The organism is Erwinia sp. PME.40.26/001 (assembly GCF_055556675.1).
Genome location: NZ_JBVHNP010000004.1, coordinates 171,097 through 188,759 on the forward strand (window position 1 = coordinate 171,097; position 17,663 = coordinate 188,759).

General features: G+C 54.6%; 17 protein-coding genes and 1 pseudogene. 8 read left to right on the forward strand and 10 right to left on the reverse strand.

What is annotated here, in order from left to right; all coding sequences use genetic code 11:
* Positions 1-15: 15 nt before the first annotated feature.
* The 8 genes from ACZ3HG_RS13715 to ACZ3HG_RS13750 are packed head-to-tail and all read right to left on the reverse strand — an operon-like array spanning position 16 to position 7,934.
* Complete coding sequence (locus ACZ3HG_RS13715; RefSeq protein ID WP_465333049.1) at positions 16-1,413, reverse strand: glycosyltransferase family 2 protein; 1,398 nt, start codon at positions 1,411-1,413, stop codon at positions 16-18.
* A 13-nt stretch (positions 1,414-1,426) separates the two neighbouring features.
* Positions 1,427-1,840 carry a flagellar export protein FliJ gene (locus ACZ3HG_RS13720; RefSeq protein WP_465333050.1) on the reverse strand — a complete coding sequence of 138 codons (414 nt, stop codon included), beginning with the start codon at positions 1,838-1,840 and terminating at the stop codon, positions 1,427-1,429.
* A gap of 57 nt (positions 1,841-1,897) precedes the next feature.
* Complete coding sequence (gene fliI, locus ACZ3HG_RS13725) at positions 1,898-3,217, reverse strand: flagellar protein export ATPase FliI (RefSeq protein ID WP_465333051.1); 1,320 nt, start codon at positions 3,215-3,217, stop codon at positions 1,898-1,900.
* On the reverse strand, positions 3,214-3,930 hold the full coding sequence (gene fliH, locus ACZ3HG_RS13730) for a flagellar assembly protein FliH (protein ID WP_465333052.1): 717 nt from the start codon (positions 3,928-3,930) through the stop codon (positions 3,214-3,216). Before fliH ends, fliI begins: the two co-directional genes overlap by 4 nt.
* Before the next feature lie 4 nt (positions 3,931-3,934).
* A complete protein-coding gene (locus ACZ3HG_RS13735; protein ID WP_465333053.1) occupies positions 3,935-4,975 on the reverse strand; it encodes a flagellar motor switch protein FliG in 1,041 nt (346 codons plus the stop codon).
* Entirely contained in the window at positions 4,950-6,566 is a 1,617-nt protein-coding gene (fliF, locus tag ACZ3HG_RS13740) for a flagellar basal-body MS-ring/collar protein FliF (RefSeq protein WP_465333054.1), read from the reverse strand. Before fliF ends, ACZ3HG_RS13735 begins: the two co-directional genes overlap by 26 nt.
* A gap of 8 nt (positions 6,567-6,574) precedes the next feature.
* Positions 6,575-6,934 carry a flagellar hook-basal body complex protein FliE gene (gene fliE, locus ACZ3HG_RS13745; RefSeq protein WP_465333055.1) on the reverse strand — a complete coding sequence of 120 codons (360 nt, stop codon included), beginning with the start codon at positions 6,932-6,934 and terminating at the stop codon, positions 6,575-6,577.
* A gap of 25 nt (positions 6,935-6,959) precedes the next feature.
* Positions 6,960-7,934, reverse strand: a complete 975-nt coding sequence (locus ACZ3HG_RS13750; protein WP_465333056.1) for a sigma-54 interaction domain-containing protein — start codon at positions 7,932-7,934, stop codon at positions 6,960-6,962.
* A 320-nt stretch (positions 7,935-8,254) separates the two neighbouring features.
* On the opposite strand from ACZ3HG_RS13750, the gene ACZ3HG_RS13755 reads away from it, so the two are divergent.
* Genes ACZ3HG_RS13755 through ACZ3HG_RS13785 form a run of 7 tightly spaced genes read left to right on the forward strand, consistent with a single transcriptional unit; the run spans position 8,255 to position 14,684 of the window.
* Positions 8,255-9,286 carry a FliM/FliN family flagellar motor switch protein gene (locus ACZ3HG_RS13755; protein WP_465333057.1) on the forward strand — a complete coding sequence of 344 codons (1,032 nt, stop codon included), beginning with the start codon at positions 8,255-8,257 and terminating at the stop codon, positions 9,284-9,286.
* Complete coding sequence (locus ACZ3HG_RS13760; RefSeq protein WP_465333058.1) at positions 9,279-9,659, forward strand: FliM/FliN family flagellar motor switch protein; 381 nt, start codon at positions 9,279-9,281, stop codon at positions 9,657-9,659. Before ACZ3HG_RS13755 ends, ACZ3HG_RS13760 begins: the two co-directional genes overlap by 8 nt.
* Complete coding sequence (gene fliP / locus ACZ3HG_RS13765; RefSeq protein ID WP_465333059.1) at positions 9,656-10,414, forward strand: flagellar type III secretion system pore protein FliP; 759 nt, start codon at positions 9,656-9,658, stop codon at positions 10,412-10,414. The genes ACZ3HG_RS13760 and fliP overlap by 4 nt, the downstream gene beginning before the upstream one ends.
* Positions 10,411-10,683 carry a flagellar biosynthesis protein FliQ gene (fliQ, locus tag ACZ3HG_RS13770; protein ID WP_465333060.1) on the forward strand — a complete coding sequence of 91 codons (273 nt, stop codon included), beginning with the start codon at positions 10,411-10,413 and terminating at the stop codon, positions 10,681-10,683. The genes fliP and fliQ overlap by 4 nt, the downstream gene beginning before the upstream one ends.
* A 2-nt stretch (positions 10,684-10,685) precedes the next feature.
* A complete protein-coding gene (gene fliR / locus ACZ3HG_RS13775) occupies positions 10,686-11,459 on the forward strand; it encodes a flagellar biosynthetic protein FliR (RefSeq protein ID WP_465333233.1) in 774 nt (257 codons plus the stop codon).
* Positions 11,459-12,592 (forward strand): flagellar type III secretion system protein FlhB, encoded by a 1,134-nt coding sequence (gene flhB / locus ACZ3HG_RS13780; RefSeq protein ID WP_465333061.1) that lies wholly within the window; start codon positions 11,459-11,461, stop codon positions 12,590-12,592. Before fliR ends, flhB begins: the two co-directional genes overlap by 1 nt.
* Entirely contained in the window at positions 12,579-14,684 is a 2,106-nt protein-coding gene (locus ACZ3HG_RS13785; RefSeq protein WP_465333062.1) for a flagellar biosynthesis protein FlhA, read from the forward strand. Before flhB ends, ACZ3HG_RS13785 begins: the two co-directional genes overlap by 14 nt.
* A gap of 44 nt (positions 14,685-14,728) precedes the next feature.
* Here the strand turns inward: ACZ3HG_RS13785 and ACZ3HG_RS13790 are convergent, their stop codons facing one another.
* Both ACZ3HG_RS13790 and ACZ3HG_RS13795 read right to left on the reverse strand, forming a co-directional pair.
* A complete protein-coding gene (locus ACZ3HG_RS13790; RefSeq protein WP_465333063.1) occupies positions 14,729-14,977 on the reverse strand; it encodes a hypothetical protein in 249 nt (82 codons plus the stop codon).
* A gap of 474 nt (positions 14,978-15,451) precedes the next feature.
* Positions 15,452-15,703, reverse strand: coding sequence for a hypothetical protein (locus tag ACZ3HG_RS13795; RefSeq protein WP_465333064.1), 252 nt, complete (start codon positions 15,701-15,703; stop codon positions 15,452-15,454).
* 928 nt (positions 15,704-16,631) lie between these two features.
* On the opposite strand from ACZ3HG_RS13795, the pseudogene ACZ3HG_RS13800 reads away from it, so the two are divergent.
* A pseudogene (locus ACZ3HG_RS13800) lies at positions 16,632-17,324 on the forward strand (site-specific integrase); the annotation flags it as partial.
* Positions 17,325-17,663: the final 339 nt, after the last annotated feature.

The window sequence follows — 17,663 nt, forward strand, 5'->3', positions numbered from 1 at the left end:
CACTCCCTGGCCTGATTACGGCCTGTTTGAGGTGTTCAGCTTGCGGAAAAAATGGTGGGCCAGCGGCTGGCCCGTTTCATCGCAATCCTGATAGAAATAGCTGGGATAAAGCGCAAACCAGCGCCCGCGCTGGCACAGCGTCTGCCATTGCAGATCCTGCTGAAGCTGCGCATCTTCCGGCGCGGCGCGCTGCTGTGCCTCTGTGCTTTTCAGCAGGGTAATAACATCGGCATACCGATCCTGGTGGACGGCGTAAGCTACCGGGCGGCTGACCTGGGTGGCTCTGATCGCGGCCGGAAGTGCTGACAGTGGCTGCCCTCTTTCCAGTTCACAACCCAGCAGCAGCACGTCCCAGCGCAGCTGGCGGCAGGCGTCGAGCAGCTGGTTAACGTTATGCACCGTTTTTTCCTGACGTACAGCGTGCGCACGATCATCCAGCAGCAGATAGTTACGCCAGCCTTCCCGATACGCCCTTTCCGCCGCATAAAGATGGCCTGAAGCCAGCGGCCCGGACTGCATGGGAAGACTCTCCAGCTGTTCCGGCCGTACGCCCTGCGCCAGCAGTTCGCTGATAAAACGGGACTGCTGTGCCTCACAGCGGGATACGGGGTTCACCACGATACGGTCGAAGAAACACCAGTCGACCTGCGTTCTGACCGGAGCCTGCCGCAGGCGCTGGTAGAAGCGCATGAGGTGTGCGTCTGTGACGACGTCGGCCAGCGTGCGGGGATCGCGCTGGCCGCTGCCCATCACGAAATCTTTATCCACGGTATTGCCACTGTGAGAAATACACAGAATGCTGCGCTCCGGTGCCAGCTGCAGCACCGGTGTGGTGAAATTGCGCAGGAAACTCCCCTCCTCTGCCAGCTGCGCCTCATCATCAAAGCGATGCCGCCTGAGGTGCGAACGGTGAAAGGCAAAGGTACCGTTCAGCGCGTGCCGTGGCCCCCACGTGTCGCTGCGATAGATGCGATCGATATGGCTGTACCAGATGGGAATACTGTCACAGCCGGCAAATGTCGCCTTATGACGCTGCATTTCTGCGAGGGTGTAACTGATTTTATCGGCCGGATAATAATCATCGTCATCCATACAGAGGATATAGTCCCCCCTGGCCAGCGTATTCAGCTGGTTGCGCTTTGCCCCAATGGCTAACCGCTGCGGCAGGTGGTAATAGCGGATCAGCTCAGGGCAGACAGCATATTTTTTTATTATCTCCACCAGGTCCGCACTGCTGTCAGGGGAGTCATCGAGGATCACCAGCTCACGCCGGTCGGCGGGATAATCCTGGTACTGAAACATATACAGCAGATAGGGTAAAAAATGCCGGCGGTTCCACGTCGGCGTTACGACGCTGACAAAGGGCAGAGGCGGTGCGGCGGACGCAGCCGCTCTCTTTAATCGGTTATTCACTGGGTTATTCCACTTATTCACTTTTTTTGTTACGCATCCAGCTCTGCATTCCCTGCGCATCGGTCTGTTTTTGCTGGTCGCGCTCCAGCGCCATTCGCAGGGCCTGTTTTTGCTGCTCCATGACGACACGCAGGGCCATCTCGCGGCGGGCGTGTTCGGCCAGCTCACGCTGGATGCGCACCTGTTCGATGGCCGCCAGCGCCCTCTCCTGCTCCTGCCAGTCGATCACCCGCCGGAGGGTGGCTTTGAATCTCGCCTGGTTATGCAACTGAACCGCATCGGATGCGATGCCGTCGCTGCTATCGCTTAATGCTTTCAGTGACGCGATATTGTTATTGCAGCGCTGACACAGCTGTTGCTGCTGTGCCAGCCTGACGCGGGTCTGCTCCACGATACGCTGACGCATCTGCCGTAGTTTCTCCAGCACCCTTACCCCTCCCGGGTTAAACCCCGTACGTTGATATTCTTATTTTATTTTTCGATCTCAGGCGGTCGCCAGCGTTGCCAGTTCACTGATGCACTGCGCGAGGACACCGCTGTCATCCACCGACTGACGGAGAAAATTTTCGACCGCCGGAAACAGGCGCACCGCCCGATCCGCGCTGGTATCCACACCGGCAACATATCCCCCCAACGGCAGCAGCGGTTTAATCGCCATATAATCGGCATAGAGCTGCTTCAGGCTGCGGGCCGCCTGCTGGTGTGCTTTGTCGGTGACCTGACTCATACAGCGGCTGATACTCTGACCGATATCGATTGCCGGATAGTGACCGGTTTCCGCCAGCGTGCGGGAAAGGACAATATGCCCGTCAAGCACCGCACGCGCGCAGTCGACGATCGGGTCCTGCTGATCGTCGCCTTCGGCCAGCACGGTATAGATTGCGGTCATCGTCCCCTCGCCCTCCGCATTCCCGGCTGTTTCCACCAGCCCGGGAATGATGCCAAACGCCGAGGGCGGGTAGCCTTTGGTCGCCGGCGGTTCGCCCAGCGACAGGGCAATCTCGCGCTGTGCCATCGCGTAGCGCGTCAGGGAATCCACCAGCAGCAGCACGTCTTTGCCACGATCGCGGTAGTGCCGGGCAATGGCGTGGCAGAGTTCGGTTGCTTTCATACGCATCAGCGGCGACTCATCGGCCGGGGCAGCCACTACGACTGACCGGGCCATGCCCGCCGCCTGCAGTGCATTGTCGATAAACTCTTTGACTTCACGACCGCGCTCACCAATCAGCCCCACCACCACCACGTCGGCGCGGGTAGCGCGGGTGATCATGCCCAGCAGGACACTTTTCCCCACGCCGGATCCTGCCATCAGCCCGACGCGCTGCCCTTTGCCTATCGTCAGCAGTCCGTTGATGGCTTTCACCCCCACATCCAGCGGGCTGTCAACGGGCTTACGGGTCAGTGGCGGGATCGGCTGAAGCGTCTGCTGCAGCGGCATGTCACCGTCCAGCCTGCCGCGCCCGTCAATGGGTTCACCGACGCCGTTGATCACCCGCCCCAGCCAGCTATCGCCAATCATCAGCTCACTGCTTTTTTCGGCGGGAAACACCCGGGCACCGGCGATCAGCCCCCGGGGAGACTTGAACGGCATCAGGCAGGTCACCTCCCGGTTAAAGCCGACCGCCTGAGCGTCAATCCGCTCACCGTCGCTGAGTTCGATCTGGCAGCGCTGCCCTATCGCCAGCTGACAGCCCTGCGACTCCAACAGCAGCCCGTTCGCCCGCACCAGCTTTCCGGCAACCCGGGCAAGACTGATGTTCTCTATTGACTTCAGTGCCTTATCTAACGTCGAAGGTGCGATCATGATGCGCCGGATGCCTCCTGCGGCAGGGAGAGGTTGTGCGACAGCACGTCCATGCACTGTTTCAGACGATGCTCACAGCCGACATCCAGCTCTGCCGACTCCGTGACGATCCGGCACTCCCCGGGGGCCATATCAGGCTCGGCGCTCAGGCCCCATTCGCTAACCTTACGGGGTTCCATCTCGCTGATGCGGGCGAAGGCTTCCGGGTTAAGCAGCACCCTCAGCCGCTTCGGGGCTTCCGTCAGGCTGCCCAGCGCCTCATCGACCAGCGCCAGCAGCTGGCCCGGTTGCAGCGCCAGCTCACAGCGGATCGCCTGACGCGTGACTTTCTCTACCAGTGGCAAGAGCTCGCTGCGACGACGCTGCTCATGTTCTTCCAGCGCGGTCTGCATCTGAGCCACCAGACCGTCCAGCGGGCGGCTGGCCAGCATGAATTCGCTGTGAGCCGTGCGCTTTCCCTCTTCCCGGCCCAGGCGCAGCCCCTCTTCCTGACCGCGGATTAGCCCCTCCTGATAACCCTGTTCTTTTCCCTGCTCCACCCCCTGCCCGAAGCCATCGCTGACGCCCTGCTGAAAACCCGCCATCCGCTGCTGCTGATAGTCGGCCGCATCCAGTGGGGACGCGTTGTCCGCCTGCGGCCAGGGTTTGCGCAGCGGGGGAAACTGATAACGCTGCAGCGCTGGGGGGGGTAACGTCTGGTTCTTTTCACTCATTCACCTACTCCATGGTCTGTTCGCTGAACAGCTGTACCTGGATCTCACCGTCTTCGGCCAGCTCACGTACGCGGGCCATAATCTCTTTACGTACCTGTTCGACGCGGCTGACCGGGAGCGAGCCCAGCCGCGAGGTGGTGCTTTGCAGCAGCTGTATCTGCCGTTTAGGCATGGCGGCATAAATCGCCTGACTCAGCACCGGCTCAACGCCCTTCAGGGCGATAGCCCACTGTTCCATCGGGATCTCCTCCAGCAGACGCTGCATCGTGGCTTCGTTCTGTCGGCTGAGAATATAAAACTCGTACATTTCCGTTTTTAGCTCATCCACAACGTTTTCATCGCGGGCGTGCAGCTGATCCAGCAGGATCTGCTGGCTGCCCGGGATGCGGTTAACAATGTTGGCCGCCTGCCGGATCCCCTGCACTTTTGAACCATGTTCGGAGAGCACCGCAACACCGCGTTCAATCAGTCGATCCAGCTCATCCACGACGTCACGATTGACGTCGTCCAGCCGGGCAATGCGATAGAGAATGTCATCCTGTCGCGTGGCATCCAGGTGAGTCAGCACCGTGGCGGCCACATCCGGCGGCAGAAAGGCAAGGAACACGGCCTGCAGCTGTAAATGTTCCTGGTCGATCAGCGCCGCCAGCTGGGGGGTATCCACCCATTGCAGACGGGCCATGCGGTAGCGGATCTCATCACCATAGATCCCGTTAATCACGCTGCGGGCGATCTCCCCGCCAAGCGCGCGTTCCAGTATGTTGCGCAGATAGCTGCGCGATGCGCCGTTAATGCCGCTCAGTTCCCGGTAGTCCTGAAAGAAATTATTCATCGCCAGCCTTGCCTGCGATACCTTGATACCGTGCAGGCGGGCCATGGTTTCACTGAGCCGGATCACTTCCTCACGTGAGAATTTGCTCATCACCGTCGCGGCGGCTTCTTCCCCGATGCTGAGTAAGACAATGGCCGCCTGTTCCAGACGCGGACGCTGACTTCCCGCGCTGTTGCTTTTGTTGCTCTTACTTTCTGCTGGTGCTTCGCTCATTGCTGCTAATCCACTGTTTAATGACTTCAGCCACGCGATCGGTTTCGCTCCGGGCCAGGGTTTGTAGGTAGGCGATTTTGATTTCCAGACCCGAACTCTGCGGCGGCAGGTTGTCATCGCCCTGGAAGGTGCTGGCTGGCAGACCCGGTGCCGGGTCATCACCTTCCCCGTCCTCCTCTTCACTGCGCGCCGGGGCCATTGGCGTTTTTTCTGCCTCTTCTTTACGCAGCCCGATACGACGCATCATCGGTAACAGGCCAAACAGCGTGATCACCCCGACCAGCAGCGCGATGCCGCCCCGTCGGATCCAGTCGATCACTGTCTGGCGTTCCCACCACGGCGTTTCCGGTTCAGCGTCTGGCTCAACCTCACTAAAGTTGAGCAGGCTGAGGGTCAGCGCATCGCCGCGTGTGGCGTCGATACCGGCAGCCTGACTCAGCATCTGCTCAACCCGTTTCTGCTGCTCAGGTGTCCACGCTTTCACCGCCGGCGCGTTCTGATTCACCACAACGGCAACCGAGAGTTTTTCCAGCTGGAAGCCGGGGTGGCGGATATGGCGGATGTCGCGATCGTAATGAAACTGACGCTGGGCCTGGTTGCGCGTGGCCAGCTGCGCCGGATTGTTTCCACCCTGTGCGGCGGCTGGCGAGTTCGCCGGGCGATTGCTCAGGGAGCCGGGGATCCCCACCGCCAGCTGCTCGGTAGTATTTTCCTGCATCAGACTCTCACTGGCCGGACGCGGCTCCCCGAGAAAGCGCTCCTGCGTCTCCTCGACCCGGCTGGCGTTGAGACGTGGCACCACGCTGATGCGAAAGTTTTGGTCACCGATCACCGGCATCAGCACATTGGCCAGGCTGCGCCCGGTCTCCTGCCGCAGTCGCTGCATAGCGTCACTGACTGATTTTTCCCCGCTGCGGCTGCCTGACGCTTCCAGACCGGCGGAAAGCAGCGTGCCGTGCTGATCGACAACCCGCACCTGTTCTGGTTTCATTCCCGGCAGGCTGCCGGCCACCAGGTTAACAATGGCGGCAACCTGATCGTCCGTCAGCGTGCGGCCATAGTGCAGCCGCAGGACTACCGAGGCGCTGCTGTCCGGTTTATTACTCAGCACAAAGGAGCTGGTTTCGCTGATGCCAAGGTGGACGCGGGCAAACTCAACTGCATCCAGTGCCATCATGCTCTGGGCCAGCTCCCCTTCCAGACTGCGCCTGAAGCGGACATTCTGAATAAACTGGCTGCTGCCGAGCATCTCTTCTTTATCCATCAGCTCATAACCGGCAGGCGTCCGCGCGGTGATGCCTTTTGCCGCCAGCGCCATACGGGCGGTTGGCAGATCGCTTTCACGTACCAGCAGGCTGCCGCTCTGCGGCTCAACGCGATAGGGGATCGCTTCCCCACTCAGCACCTCCACGGCCTGAGCTATCGGGATGTTCTGCTTCGCGCCGAACAGCAGGGTGTAGTGGCTGTTGTTCTGCCAGAGCAGGGCCATAATGATGGCCGTTGCCGCCAGCGCCCCCAGCGCGCCGGGCCAGCTTTTTTTCAACTGCGTGACCGGTAAGCCAGCCAGCAGGGACTTCAGTTTTTCGCCCACGGTGCACCTTAAAGTGAAATATTCATAACGTCATCGAAGGCAGAGGTCAGTTTGTTACGCACCTGCATCATGGCGGAAAATGCCACGCTGGCTTTCTGACTTTCCAGCATCGCGCCCGTAAGGTCATCGCTGATCCCCATATCGATGGCCCGCTGTTTATCCGCTGCGACGTGCTGCAGGTTATCGACGTGCCGGAGGGTCTGTGCAAGGACGGAACCAAAAGGCGGTGTGGAGAGCGATGCCGTCGGCGGCAGGCCGGGAGCGACAGCGGCCGGGCTGCCCGCTGCCTGTGTACGCATCTTTTCCATTTGCGCCATCATCTGCGCCTGGCCAGTAGCAAAGGCATCGCTGGAAATTTTATCGATCATAACAATAGGTTCCTGGTAAAACGGATTAAGACATAAGGCTGGAATCAAACCCCTGCTGGCGCATGGAGGCCAGACGGTAGCGCAGTGCGCGTGGCGTAATGCCCAGTGATTCAGCGGTCCGGGTCTTGTTGCCCTGGTGACATCTCAGCAGATCGACAATGTATTGAAATTCAGCCATGCGTCCGTGCTGCTTCATTGGACGACCGGCGACCGGCTCCGGTGAGGGCATGGCGATCGCCGCTGACGCTGGCATTGCGATGCCGAAGCAGCCAGCATCGAGGACGCCGTCGCTGCACATAATCAGCCCGCGCTGGACCGCGTTCTCCAGTTCGCGCACGTTGCCGGGCCACGAATACTGTTGCAACGCGCGACATGCACCGGCGGTCAGTCGGGGGGGAGCCAGGCTGAGCGAGTGATATTTTTCGATAAAACGCTCGGTCAGGGGAATAATGTCCTGTGGTCGCTCTCTGAGCGGGGCAATATGCATGGGCACCACGGAAAGCCGGTAAAACAGATCCTGACGAAAGCGCCCCTGCGCTATTTCTTCCTGCAAATTTTTATTGGTGGAGGCAATCAGCCGGACCGTCAATTTAATACGCCGGTGACTCCCCAGACGCTCAACTTCCTGCTCCTGTAAAACGCGAAGTAACTTGACCTGCAACGCCAGAGGCATATCACCGATTTCATCCAGTAATAATGTCCCACCGTTTGCCTGTTCAAATTTCCCTGGCTGGCCGTTCACTGCGCCGGTAAATGCGCCTTTTTCATACCCAAACAGAATAGCCTCCAGCATATTTTCTGGAATGGCAGCACAGTTTACGCCCACATAAGGGGAGGCATCATCGAAGGCATGACAATGAATATATTTCGCTACGCACTCTTTTCCCGTTCCCGTTTCACCGGTAATCAGAACGGGGACGTTATGTTTTGCTACACGCCTGGCAAGCGCAAGCAACATCACGCTCGAATTTTCACAGGCAATAAAGTCGGAATTATTCATTTTCAACTCGTTCTCTTCAGGCATGACAACAACGACACGCTATTTTTCCGTCGCTTCGGCATCGCACCAGATTAAATTTGACATGCAGATAAAATCGGCATAAGTGATTTAAAAAAACGCATCAAAGAAAGACTAAAAGCTCTCCACGCCACACTTCAGTGATGAAAAAAGTATACTGGCAATATTGATTTGGGTCACATTAATTGCCATTAAAAAAATATTAACCTTAAAAAACAACAAGTTAAATTAAAAAATCATCACCAGGTACTAAGCGGATAATAAATAAATAAAAAGTTAAAAAATTAATAAACCTTTTTAAATTGTCATCAAGATTGGTTATTGGTCTAATTAAGAAATGGAAACAATCTTATGATGGCCATTACCAAACTTACACACAAAGCGGCCAAAGTGAGAGAAACTTAAATATCCTTATCAATATATATCTCTCTGGGCTTATTCAGAGGAGAAGCCATCGGGTTAACATCATGCAACAGTGCCGAAGCCATGTAAAAATTTATCATACGGGACAACACCCGGAAATGATCAAGCTGGAAATCAACAAACTCGGGCGGCCCTATCATAAAATACCTCAGATATTTAATGATATGCACGACAGCCTGGATATAAAGCTAAATACTTACTTTTTAAAGAAGTACCGCGTCAATGCTGCGTTGAAAACAATGCGCTTTGAAATGGACATTGTTCAAAAACAGGCACAAATACTTACCAGTGATGTTGGCAGCCTGGCATTTGATATTGAACGCAGCCTGCTGTTGAGCATACTGAACGATTATTACGGCCTGAATAAGGAACGCCAGGATATTACTCCCTCACCAGAAGCCCCGGTGACTAAAACGGAAGAGCGGCTGAAAAATAAGCTGGCGCAGGAGCTGGTCTCCCTGATCGCCGGAGAGGCGCTATTTGGTAAAACATTACTGATTAAAGCCGATCCCACATCGCTGATCACCCACTGGTCGTATCGTATTCAATTCACCCTGGACGGCTATGAGGGACAGTTTTCTCTCCTGCTGGACACCCTGCACGTGGATCGTCTGCTGGCTAATTTACGCCAGCAGGGAGAAAGCTCCCTGCCGGATCGGCCGGAAACCGGGATAAAAACCTCATTTATGACATTACCCGTGCGCCTGCATGGGCGGCTGGCCACGGTTCCGCTTACGGTGGCAGCCCTTCTCCAGCTGAAGAGCGGCGACATTCTGCCGGTGACGTTAAGCGACCGGATCCCGCTGTTCATTGGCAAACAACCGTTGTTCAACGCGGTGATTGCCGAAGAACAGGGCAAATTATTTTTTTCCGAATTCAACGAGTTAACTAACGAGAAAGCTTATGACTGATGTGAATATGCCGGCTGAGAACGCACTGGATTTTGATTTTTCTCTGGATGATGCGCCGTCAGCGGACGTTCAGGCCGCTGAGGAAGCGGCACAGAGCGCTATTTTGCGCGAAAAACAGCGCCACCTGTCACTGTTCAGCCGGATCCCGGTAACCCTGACGCTGGAAGTCGCCTCCGTGGAGATGTCACTGGCTGAGCTGATCAATGTCGACAACGACTCCGTTCTGGAACTCGACAAAATGGCGGGGGAGCCCCTGGACGTCAAGGTCAACGGTATCCTGCTGGGAAAAGCGGAGGTGGTCGTGCTTAACGACAAGTACGGGCTGCGGATCATCGCCTTCAACAATAAAGAGCTGGGTGAGCTGGCACGATGAACCTGTTATATGGGGGCCGGTTAGCACTGACGGTCGGCCTGATGCTGACTCCGCTACTGGTGCAGGCAGAGAGCAACGGACTGGCCCTGTTCAGCGCAACGCCCCAGCCTGACGGCAGTCAGGACTACAGTGTAAAGGTCGAGATCCTGATCCTGATGACGCTGCTCGGGCTGCTGCCTGTCATGCTGTTGATGATGACCTGCTTCACCCGTTTTATTATCGTTCTGGCCCTGCTGCGCCAGGCGATAGGCCTGCAGCAGAGTCCGCCCAATAAGATCCTGACCGGGATTGCGCTGGTACTGACGATTCTGGTGATGCGACCGGTGTGGACGCAGATCTATCAGGAGGCGGTGCTACCTTACCAGGCCGAGCAGATCAGCCTGCAACAGGCGCTGACCACCGGTGAAGCGCCGTTGAAAAAATTTATGCTGTCGCAGACCAGTTCAACCTCACTGGCACAGATCATGACCATTGCCCGCGCCAGCGGCGATCCGCAACATCAGGATCTGACCATTGTGGCCCCGGCTTTTGTCCTGAGCGAACTGAAAACCGCCTTCAAAATCGGCTTTATGATCTACATCCCCTTCCTGGTGATTGATCTGATTGTGGCCAGCATTCTGATGGCGATGGGGATGATGATGCTGTCGCCGCTGATTGTCTCACTGCCGTTCAAACTGATCCTGTTTGTCCTCTGTGACGGCTGGTCACTGGTGGTGGGTACGCTGACCCAGAGCGTACAGGGGCTGCCGCCATGATGACGATTGACGTGGCGGGCGACATCATTGCCCAGGGGCTGAAGCTGGTGCTGATGATTTCCGTGGTCGCTATTCTGCCCAGCCTGATGACCGGCCTGCTGGTCAGCGTCTTTCAGGCCACTACGCAGATTAACGAGCAGACGTTGAGCTTTCTTCCGCGTCTGGTGATGACCATGCTGGTGCTGGTGTTTGCCGGTAAGTGGATGCTGACACAGCTGATCGATTTTACCCTGTTGATTTTTGAACAGGCATCCACTCTGGCAGGCTGATGATGGGCATTCCAATTGAACAACTGCTCAACCCGCTGCTGGCGCTATGGCTGCCATTTGTGCGGATTGCCGCTTTTTTCCATTTCTGCCCGGTATTTGAACACCGTGCATTTCCCCGTAAGGCAAAGGCTGGGCTGGCGCTGCTGTTAAGCATTCTGATTGTTCCGATGCTGGACCATAACGTCGTGCTGAAGGAGCTGATGACGATACAGGCGCTGTTACTGACCGGGGAGCAGATCCTGTGGGGATTACTGTTTGGCCAGATGCTGAACTGGGTGTTTGCAGTGCTTCAGGCCGCTGGGGCGATCCTGTCGATGAACATGGGGTTGGGCATGGCGGTGATGAACGATCCCGGTAACGGCAGCTCAACGATGGTGGTTTCACAAATTGTATTTGTGTTTGCCGTACTGCTGTTTTTTACGCTGGATGGGCACCTGCTGGCAATCACGATTTTGTATAAAGGGTTTGTCTACTGGCCGGTGGGCCAGGCTGTCACCGCCATCACCCTGCGCACGTTCACCACTGGCGCGGGCTGGCTGCTGGCCAGCGCACTACTGCTGGCCCTGCCAACGGTGTTGATTATGCTGCTGGTTCAGGGGGTTTTCGGTCTGTTAAATCGTATTTCACCCACGCTGAACCTGTTTGCCTTAGGTTTTCCCATCAGCCTGTTGTTCGGCCTGTTTTGCCTGATGCAGCTGAGTGGCAGCCTCCCCGATCACTATCTGTCGCTCACCAATCATATTCTGGCGCAGTTTGACCAGTTAAGGAGCCGTTGATGTCTGCCAGTAGCGGCGATAAAAGTGAAAAGCCAACCGCCAGCAAGCTGAGAAAATCGCGAAATAAAGGCGATATTCCCCGCTCCAGAGATGTGACGATGGCCGCGGGGCTGGTCACCAGTCTGCTGACCGTTAGTGCCTTTTTTCCTTTCTACCTCGATCAGGTACAGATGTCGTTCACGGCAGTGCGCCAGATGGCAAGAAACCTTGATGACGACGGCGCGCTGCATCAGTTTGTACTGACCCAGGTGCTGATTATTTTAAAGGTGCTGGCGACGCTGGTGCCCATCCCCCTTGCCGCCTGTCTCGCGTCGATGGTGCCCGGCGGCTGGATTTTTGTTCCCGGCCGCATCAAAGCGGATTTTAAAAAACTGAACCCGCTCTCAGGTCTTAAGCGACTGGTCGGTAAACAGCATCTGACCGACGTGCTGAAGATGATCCTGAAGTGCGCGATCCTGCTGGCGCTGCTGTGGTCCGCGATCCAGGATGCCCTGCCGGAGATGATGTCACTGCAGAACCACTTTCTGCCAGAGGCAATTTATAAGGGGTTAGCCCACTACGCCGGAATAATGAAAGTTTTTATTGTCACCCTCGCCCTGTTTGCCTTTATCGATATACCGCTGAGCCGCTTCCTGTTCAGCAAAAAGATGCGTATGACCAAAAAAGAGATACGCGATGAACATAAAAATCAGGACGGTAATCCGCAGGTAAAAGGGCGTATCCGGCAGCTGCAGCGACAGATGGCCCTGGGCCAGATTAGCCGGCAGGTGCCTCAGGCCGATGTGGTAATAGTCAACCCGACCCACTATGCCGTGGCACTGAAGTATGCCCCCGACAAAGCCGCCGCCCCTTACATTGTGGCAAAGGGGCTGGACGACGTTGCACTGCACATCCGCCGCGTGGCGGCAAAACATCAGATTGAAATCGTGGCATTTCCGCCGCTGGCCCGTTCGGTTTATTACAGTACGCGCGTAAACCAACAGATCCCGGCCTCCCTTTACCGTGCGATAGCCCAGGTACTGACATACGTTATGCAGCTCAAGTCCTGGCGTGCCGGACAGAGTGAAAAACCGCACCTGGACGTGCATATTCCCCTTCCTGAAAATGAGTTAAAGAAACATGGCAACGTTTAATTTACGCTCGCTGATGTCCCTGCTGCGCAACAGTCATATTGGCGTACCGCTGCTGCTGTTGAGCGTGCTGGCAATGGTCATCTTACCGCTGTCACCGATCGTGCTGGATGCGCTGTTCACTTTTAATATTGTGCTGTCGGTGATGGTGCTGCTGGCCAGCGTGAACAGCCAGCGTCCACTGGACTTCTCCGTCTTCCCGACCATCCTGCTGGTGACCACGCTGATGCGCCTGACACTTAACGTGGCCTCAACCCGTGTGGTGCTACTTAACGGCCATGAAGGGGTGGGCGCAGCCGGTAAGGTGATTGAAGCCTTTGGCAACGTGGTGATCGGCGGCAATTTTGTCGTCGGCTTCGTGGTGTTTGTGATCCTGATGATCATTAATTTCGTGGTGGTGACCAAGGGCGCTGAACGTATTTCTGAGGTCTCCGCACGTTTCACCCTCGACGCCCTCCCCGGCAAGCAGATGGCGATTGACGCCGATCTGAATGCCGGACTGATTAATCAGGAACAGGCGCGCGTCCGGCGTAAAGACGTCGCCAGTGAGGCTGACTTCTACGGGGCCATGGACGGGGCCTCAAAATTTGTACGTGGGGATGCCGTTGCCGGGATTATGATCCTGCTGATCAACGTAATCGGCGGTATTCTTATTGGTATTTTTAAACACAATCTGGATGCCGGACAGGCCTTTGACCAATATGTGCTGCTGACCATTGGCGATGGGCTGGTGGCCCAGATCCCGTCCCTGCTGCTGGCAACAGCAGCAGCGATTATCGTCACCCGGGTCAGTGACGACGACAGCAGCGGGATATCTGACGACATTCAGCGTCAGCTGCTGGCCAAACCTGCCACGCTTTACACCGCCGCGCTGGTGATGTTCGTGCTGGCGGTGGTGCCGGGGATGCCGCACACGGTATTTCTGATTTTTACCGCCCTGCTATTGTTTACCGCCTGGCGTCAGAACCGGGTGGCCGACAAGCCTGCCCAGAGCGCCGGGGATCTGGCGGCGTTAAATACCGTGCTGGAGGAGAGTGACAGCGTTACTGTCTGCTGGCAGAGTATTCCTCTGATTGAACCATTGGGGCTCAACCTGGGCTATAAGCTGGTGACGCTGGTGGACAAAGCCAAAGGCAGCCCGCTGACCCAGCGCGTACGCGGCGTGCGTCAGGTCGTGTCGGAGACCAGCGGGGTGCTGCTGCCGGAGATGTCAATCAGGGAAGATTTCCGTTTGAAGCCCGCGCAGTATGCCATCAAGGTCAACGGGGTGCGTACGGCAGTGGGTGAAGTGCATGCGGATCGCCTGATGGCGATCCCCACAGCCGAACAGTACGGCGAAATCGACGGCGTACTGGATACCGACCCGGCATACGGGCTGGCCGTCACCTGGATCACCCCGGAAATGAAATCCCAGGCGCTGAATCTGGGCTATCAGGTGGTCGACTGCGCCAGCGTTATCGCCACGCATATCAACCGGGTGACGCGGGAGCACCTGCCCGAACTGTTTAACTACGATGATATCACCCAGCTGAACCTGCGGCTGGCGGGGGTGGCCCCTAAGCTGGCGGACGACCTGAACAGCGCACTGAACTTCAGCCAGCAGCTTAAGGTATATCGTCTTTTATTGCAGGATCAGGTCTCGCTCAAGGACATCGCAACCATTGCGACCACGCTGGTAGAGAGTGCGGCAATCACTAAAGATGCCATTTTACTCGCCTCCGACGTACGCTTTGCCCTGCGCCGGGCGATGGTGGCGGCCATTGCGCCGGATAACAAGCCACTGTCGGCCTATACGCTGGATAACCAGCTGGAGGATCTGCTGCTGGGGTCACTGAACCAGGCGCAGCAGGCGGGGAAAGTCAGCCTGGACAGTTTCCCCGTCGATCCGAATATACTCACCCAGCTCCAGTCTACCCTGCCTGTCGTGCTGGAACAGCTTAAGGCACAAAACATGACGCCGGTACTGCTGGCCACACCGCAGTTAAGGCCGCTGATCGCCCGTTACAGCCGTCTGTTTGCCGCCGGGCTGCACGTGCTTTCTTACAATGAAGTACCCGATGAAGTGGATTTACGTATTGTGGGGACAGTGAACTGATGAAAAGGGCCAGGTCACGCCTGGCCCTGACTATTTACGCTGGATTACAGTTTCCAGCCGTTTTCCGCCGCCGTTGTTTCAGCATTGATGTTGTTGGCACTGCACCACTCACGGAACACTCCACTGAAGTCCACATGTGTGCCGTTGACGAAAATCTTGGTAGGGTTGAGGTGCAACTCTTTGAAGCATACCATGAAATCCAGGAATTCGTTGCCGAATGACCCCTCAGGCGACATTGCCATATCACCAGCACCGGATACGGCATTGCATTCTGCAGCATTTAACATTTTCATATCAATATCCTTTTAATAAGTTTTTCAGCGTCTGCATAAGTAACTCATTCACATTACAATCAGACCACCAAAAAATTAACACGAAGAGCACAAGAACCTGTGCTTTTTTATTTCCCTGCAGAGAAAACGAGCCAGATAATACGCCAGCAAAACACGCCCATCAACCCTGTTTTTCAATTTTAAGAGATCATAGTGTTTTTAAAAAACTTTAAAATTCAGAATGGGTAAAATAGTTTAAAATTACCAACAAGGTATTTGAAAAATTAAATTTATTGAGTAGTGATGACATAACTGGAATAAGAGGCCTTGTCAGAAACAAAGGGTAAACAATTGATTATTAAGCATTATTAGGTGGCAGAGGCGAAAGAGAAAGCAACGAAGAGGGGGTGCTCCCGATACGTTCTTCCTGAAACGTCCGGAACAGGTTTTAAAAAACTGACCATATTAACGATGGCCAGTTTCAAAATGGTTTTGTTAGTTGAGTGTCCAACCGTTTAATTCTGCACTTTTTTCAGCATCGAAACCCATATTATTGCACCATTCACGATAAAGTGAACCAATACCCAGAGATACTCCCCCCAATTTTGACGAGAGAGGATCGATGCCTATCTCTTTTCCGTACTTAAGGTAGGATAATAAAGTATCAAACCCTAGCTTTTGCAGTGCTTCAGGCATATCTCCAGCCCCGGATACGGCGCTCACTTCAGCTAAACTTAAAACTTTCATATTACATCCTTATAAATACTGATAACTTCAGCTATTAACTTATCTGTCTGCTGTGCAGCCAGTCACTTATCTGACCACTGACAGAATTAAACCGGTTGTTTTCCCTTAATTATCTCATGGTAGAAAAACAGGGCGGATAATACGGTTAAAAAAATCGCCATCAAGTTTTTAACGCTATTTTCAGATTACACTGCGTTTTATAAGACATTCCTTGCCTTTCATTATTTACAAAAACAGATTGAAAATTCCAAATAAAAAACATTAGCCACTATTGTCGATGGCCAATACTCTGTGGTCATCTAAAACAGGCAACGCTATTTAACCGGGTAAAAGGGAAGATGAACCTTACCAGTGCCATTACCCCTAATGAAATAGAGAAAAATACTCTTGCCACTGGGGGAGATGTATTACCCGCCATCGGGATTCAGTACCTTCATCCACCCGGCTACTATCCGAACGGCCTTTTGATCATAGCGCAGCCTCCTCGATCGCAACGCAGTTTAGACGCTGCGGCCTCTGCCTGTTTTCCTGATCAGAAGATCGCTCAATCGACGAAACGGGCCCGGCATTCATCCTGGAATGCGGAGTACATCACAACATAAGTAAGGCCTGCCGGATGAAACCGGATTACCATAACCACCTGTTCGCTGATGTTATCAACCCTGCCTTTCTTGAATAAAAAAATAGCCACCTCAGATCGTAATCATCGTTAATTAATCTGCCATCGTTATGTGTTGCCCCGCTGGATTTATCCGTTTCCATAATGAGTATATGTCAGTTTCGCTGTGTTTATGCCCGGTAAACAGAATGAAATCTGAACGTGTAATCATTTTTTAAAAAGGATGCTGACTATGAGTAACAATGAAGGTTTCATGGCGTTAGTGCTCATGACGGGGGAATTATGGCCAGTCTTAGCTGACCACCGCAAATGAAGGCGATGATGCGGACAGCAGAACGAGAGTGGAAGTGGATCGAGAAGTCTCCAGTCATCAAAGTCCCACAGAAAAGGAACAAGCGAGTTCGCTGGCTTGAGCAGCAACGCTTGGTAGAAAAATGTCCGGAGCCATTGCGCTCTACTGTTGAGTTTGCGCTGGCAACAGGGCTGCGCAGGTCTAACATTGTTGACCTTACATGGCAGCAGATTGACATGCAGAGAAAGGTGGCGTGGATTTACCCGGAAGACAGCAAGTCAGGCAGAGCTATTGGCGTAGCACTGAATGACACGGCGTGCGCTGTTCTCCGTCGTCAGATTGGTAATCACCACGCCAGCGTATTTGTTCACACGATTGCATCGAAGCGTAATGACGGCACGTCAACAGCATCTGTCAGGAAAATGCGAGTTGATTCTAACACTGCATGGCGTGCGGCGTTAAAGCGTGCGGGTATTGAAAACTTCCGCTTTCGTGATTTGCGGCATACGTGGGCAAGTTGGTTGTTTCAGGCTGTCGTTCCGCTTTCGCCGCTGCAGGAAATGGGAGGCTGGGAAAGCATAGAAACGGTACAGAGGTATGCGCACCAGGCACCTAACCACCTGACTGAACATGCCCGGCATATTGATGCGATTTTTAAGGTGGATGTCCCAAATCTGTGCCACTCGGGAAAATTGAAAACGGGGAGTTGACTGTAAGTGATTGAAAGATATTGGTCCCTACAGGATTCAACTTAAAAACCTAAGGATATGAATAAATATAATTAATTTTCATTCAATTTCCTACCATGCCCCCGTTAATGCCCCCAAAATTTTTTCTGGCGCTCAAATCATAGCCAATCCTGAGCATGATTCGCCTAATTCATCTTCCGATGCCTTGAAAAATCATTTTCATTAACGTAGATTCAGTTTTGTAACTCTGCTGTCTAAGACAGCCACCAATGTTTCGAGCATCGAATAGATGCCAGTGATCTGAGAGAAACGCCTTCGGGTGATCACCAAAAATTACTGTAGCCTGAAAGGTAAAGCTAA

Excerpts from the sequence above, each read along its gene's own strand:
- fliI (WP_465333051.1), bottom strand. The coding sequence starts at position 3,217 with ATGATCGCACCTTCGACGTTAGATAAGGCACTGAAGTCAATAGAGAAC.
- fliH (WP_465333052.1), bottom strand. The coding sequence starts at position 3,930 with ATGAGTGAAAAGAACCAGACGTTACCCCCCCCAGCGCTGCAGCGTTAT.
- ACZ3HG_RS13735 (WP_465333053.1), bottom strand. The coding sequence starts at position 4,975 with ATGAGCGAAGCACCAGCAGAAAGTAAGAGCAACAAAAGCAACAGCGCG.
- fliE (WP_465333055.1), bottom strand. The coding sequence starts at position 6,934 with ATGATCGATAAAATTTCCAGCGATGCCTTTGCTACTGGCCAGGCGCAG.
- ACZ3HG_RS13750 (WP_465333056.1), bottom strand. The coding sequence starts at position 7,934 with ATGAATAATTCCGACTTTATTGCCTGTGAAAATTCGAGCGTGATGTTG.
- ACZ3HG_RS13760 (WP_465333058.1), top strand. The coding sequence starts at position 9,279 with ATGACTGATGTGAATATGCCGGCTGAGAACGCACTGGATTTTGATTTT.
- fliP (WP_465333059.1), top strand. The coding sequence starts at position 9,656 with ATGAACCTGTTATATGGGGGCCGGTTAGCACTGACGGTCGGCCTGATG.
- fliQ (WP_465333060.1), top strand. The coding sequence starts at position 10,411 with ATGATGACGATTGACGTGGCGGGCGACATCATTGCCCAGGGGCTGAAG.
- fliR (WP_465333233.1), top strand. The coding sequence starts at position 10,686 with ATGGGCATTCCAATTGAACAACTGCTCAACCCGCTGCTGGCGCTATGG.
- flhB (WP_465333061.1), top strand. The coding sequence starts at position 11,459 with ATGTCTGCCAGTAGCGGCGATAAAAGTGAAAAGCCAACCGCCAGCAAG.
- ACZ3HG_RS13785 (WP_465333062.1), top strand. The coding sequence starts at position 12,579 with ATGGCAACGTTTAATTTACGCTCGCTGATGTCCCTGCTGCGCAACAGT.
- ACZ3HG_RS13790 (WP_465333063.1), bottom strand. The coding sequence starts at position 14,977 with ATGAAAATGTTAAATGCTGCAGAATGCAATGCCGTATCCGGTGCTGGT.
- ACZ3HG_RS13795 (WP_465333064.1), bottom strand. The coding sequence starts at position 15,703 with ATGAAAGTTTTAAGTTTAGCTGAAGTGAGCGCCGTATCCGGGGCTGGA.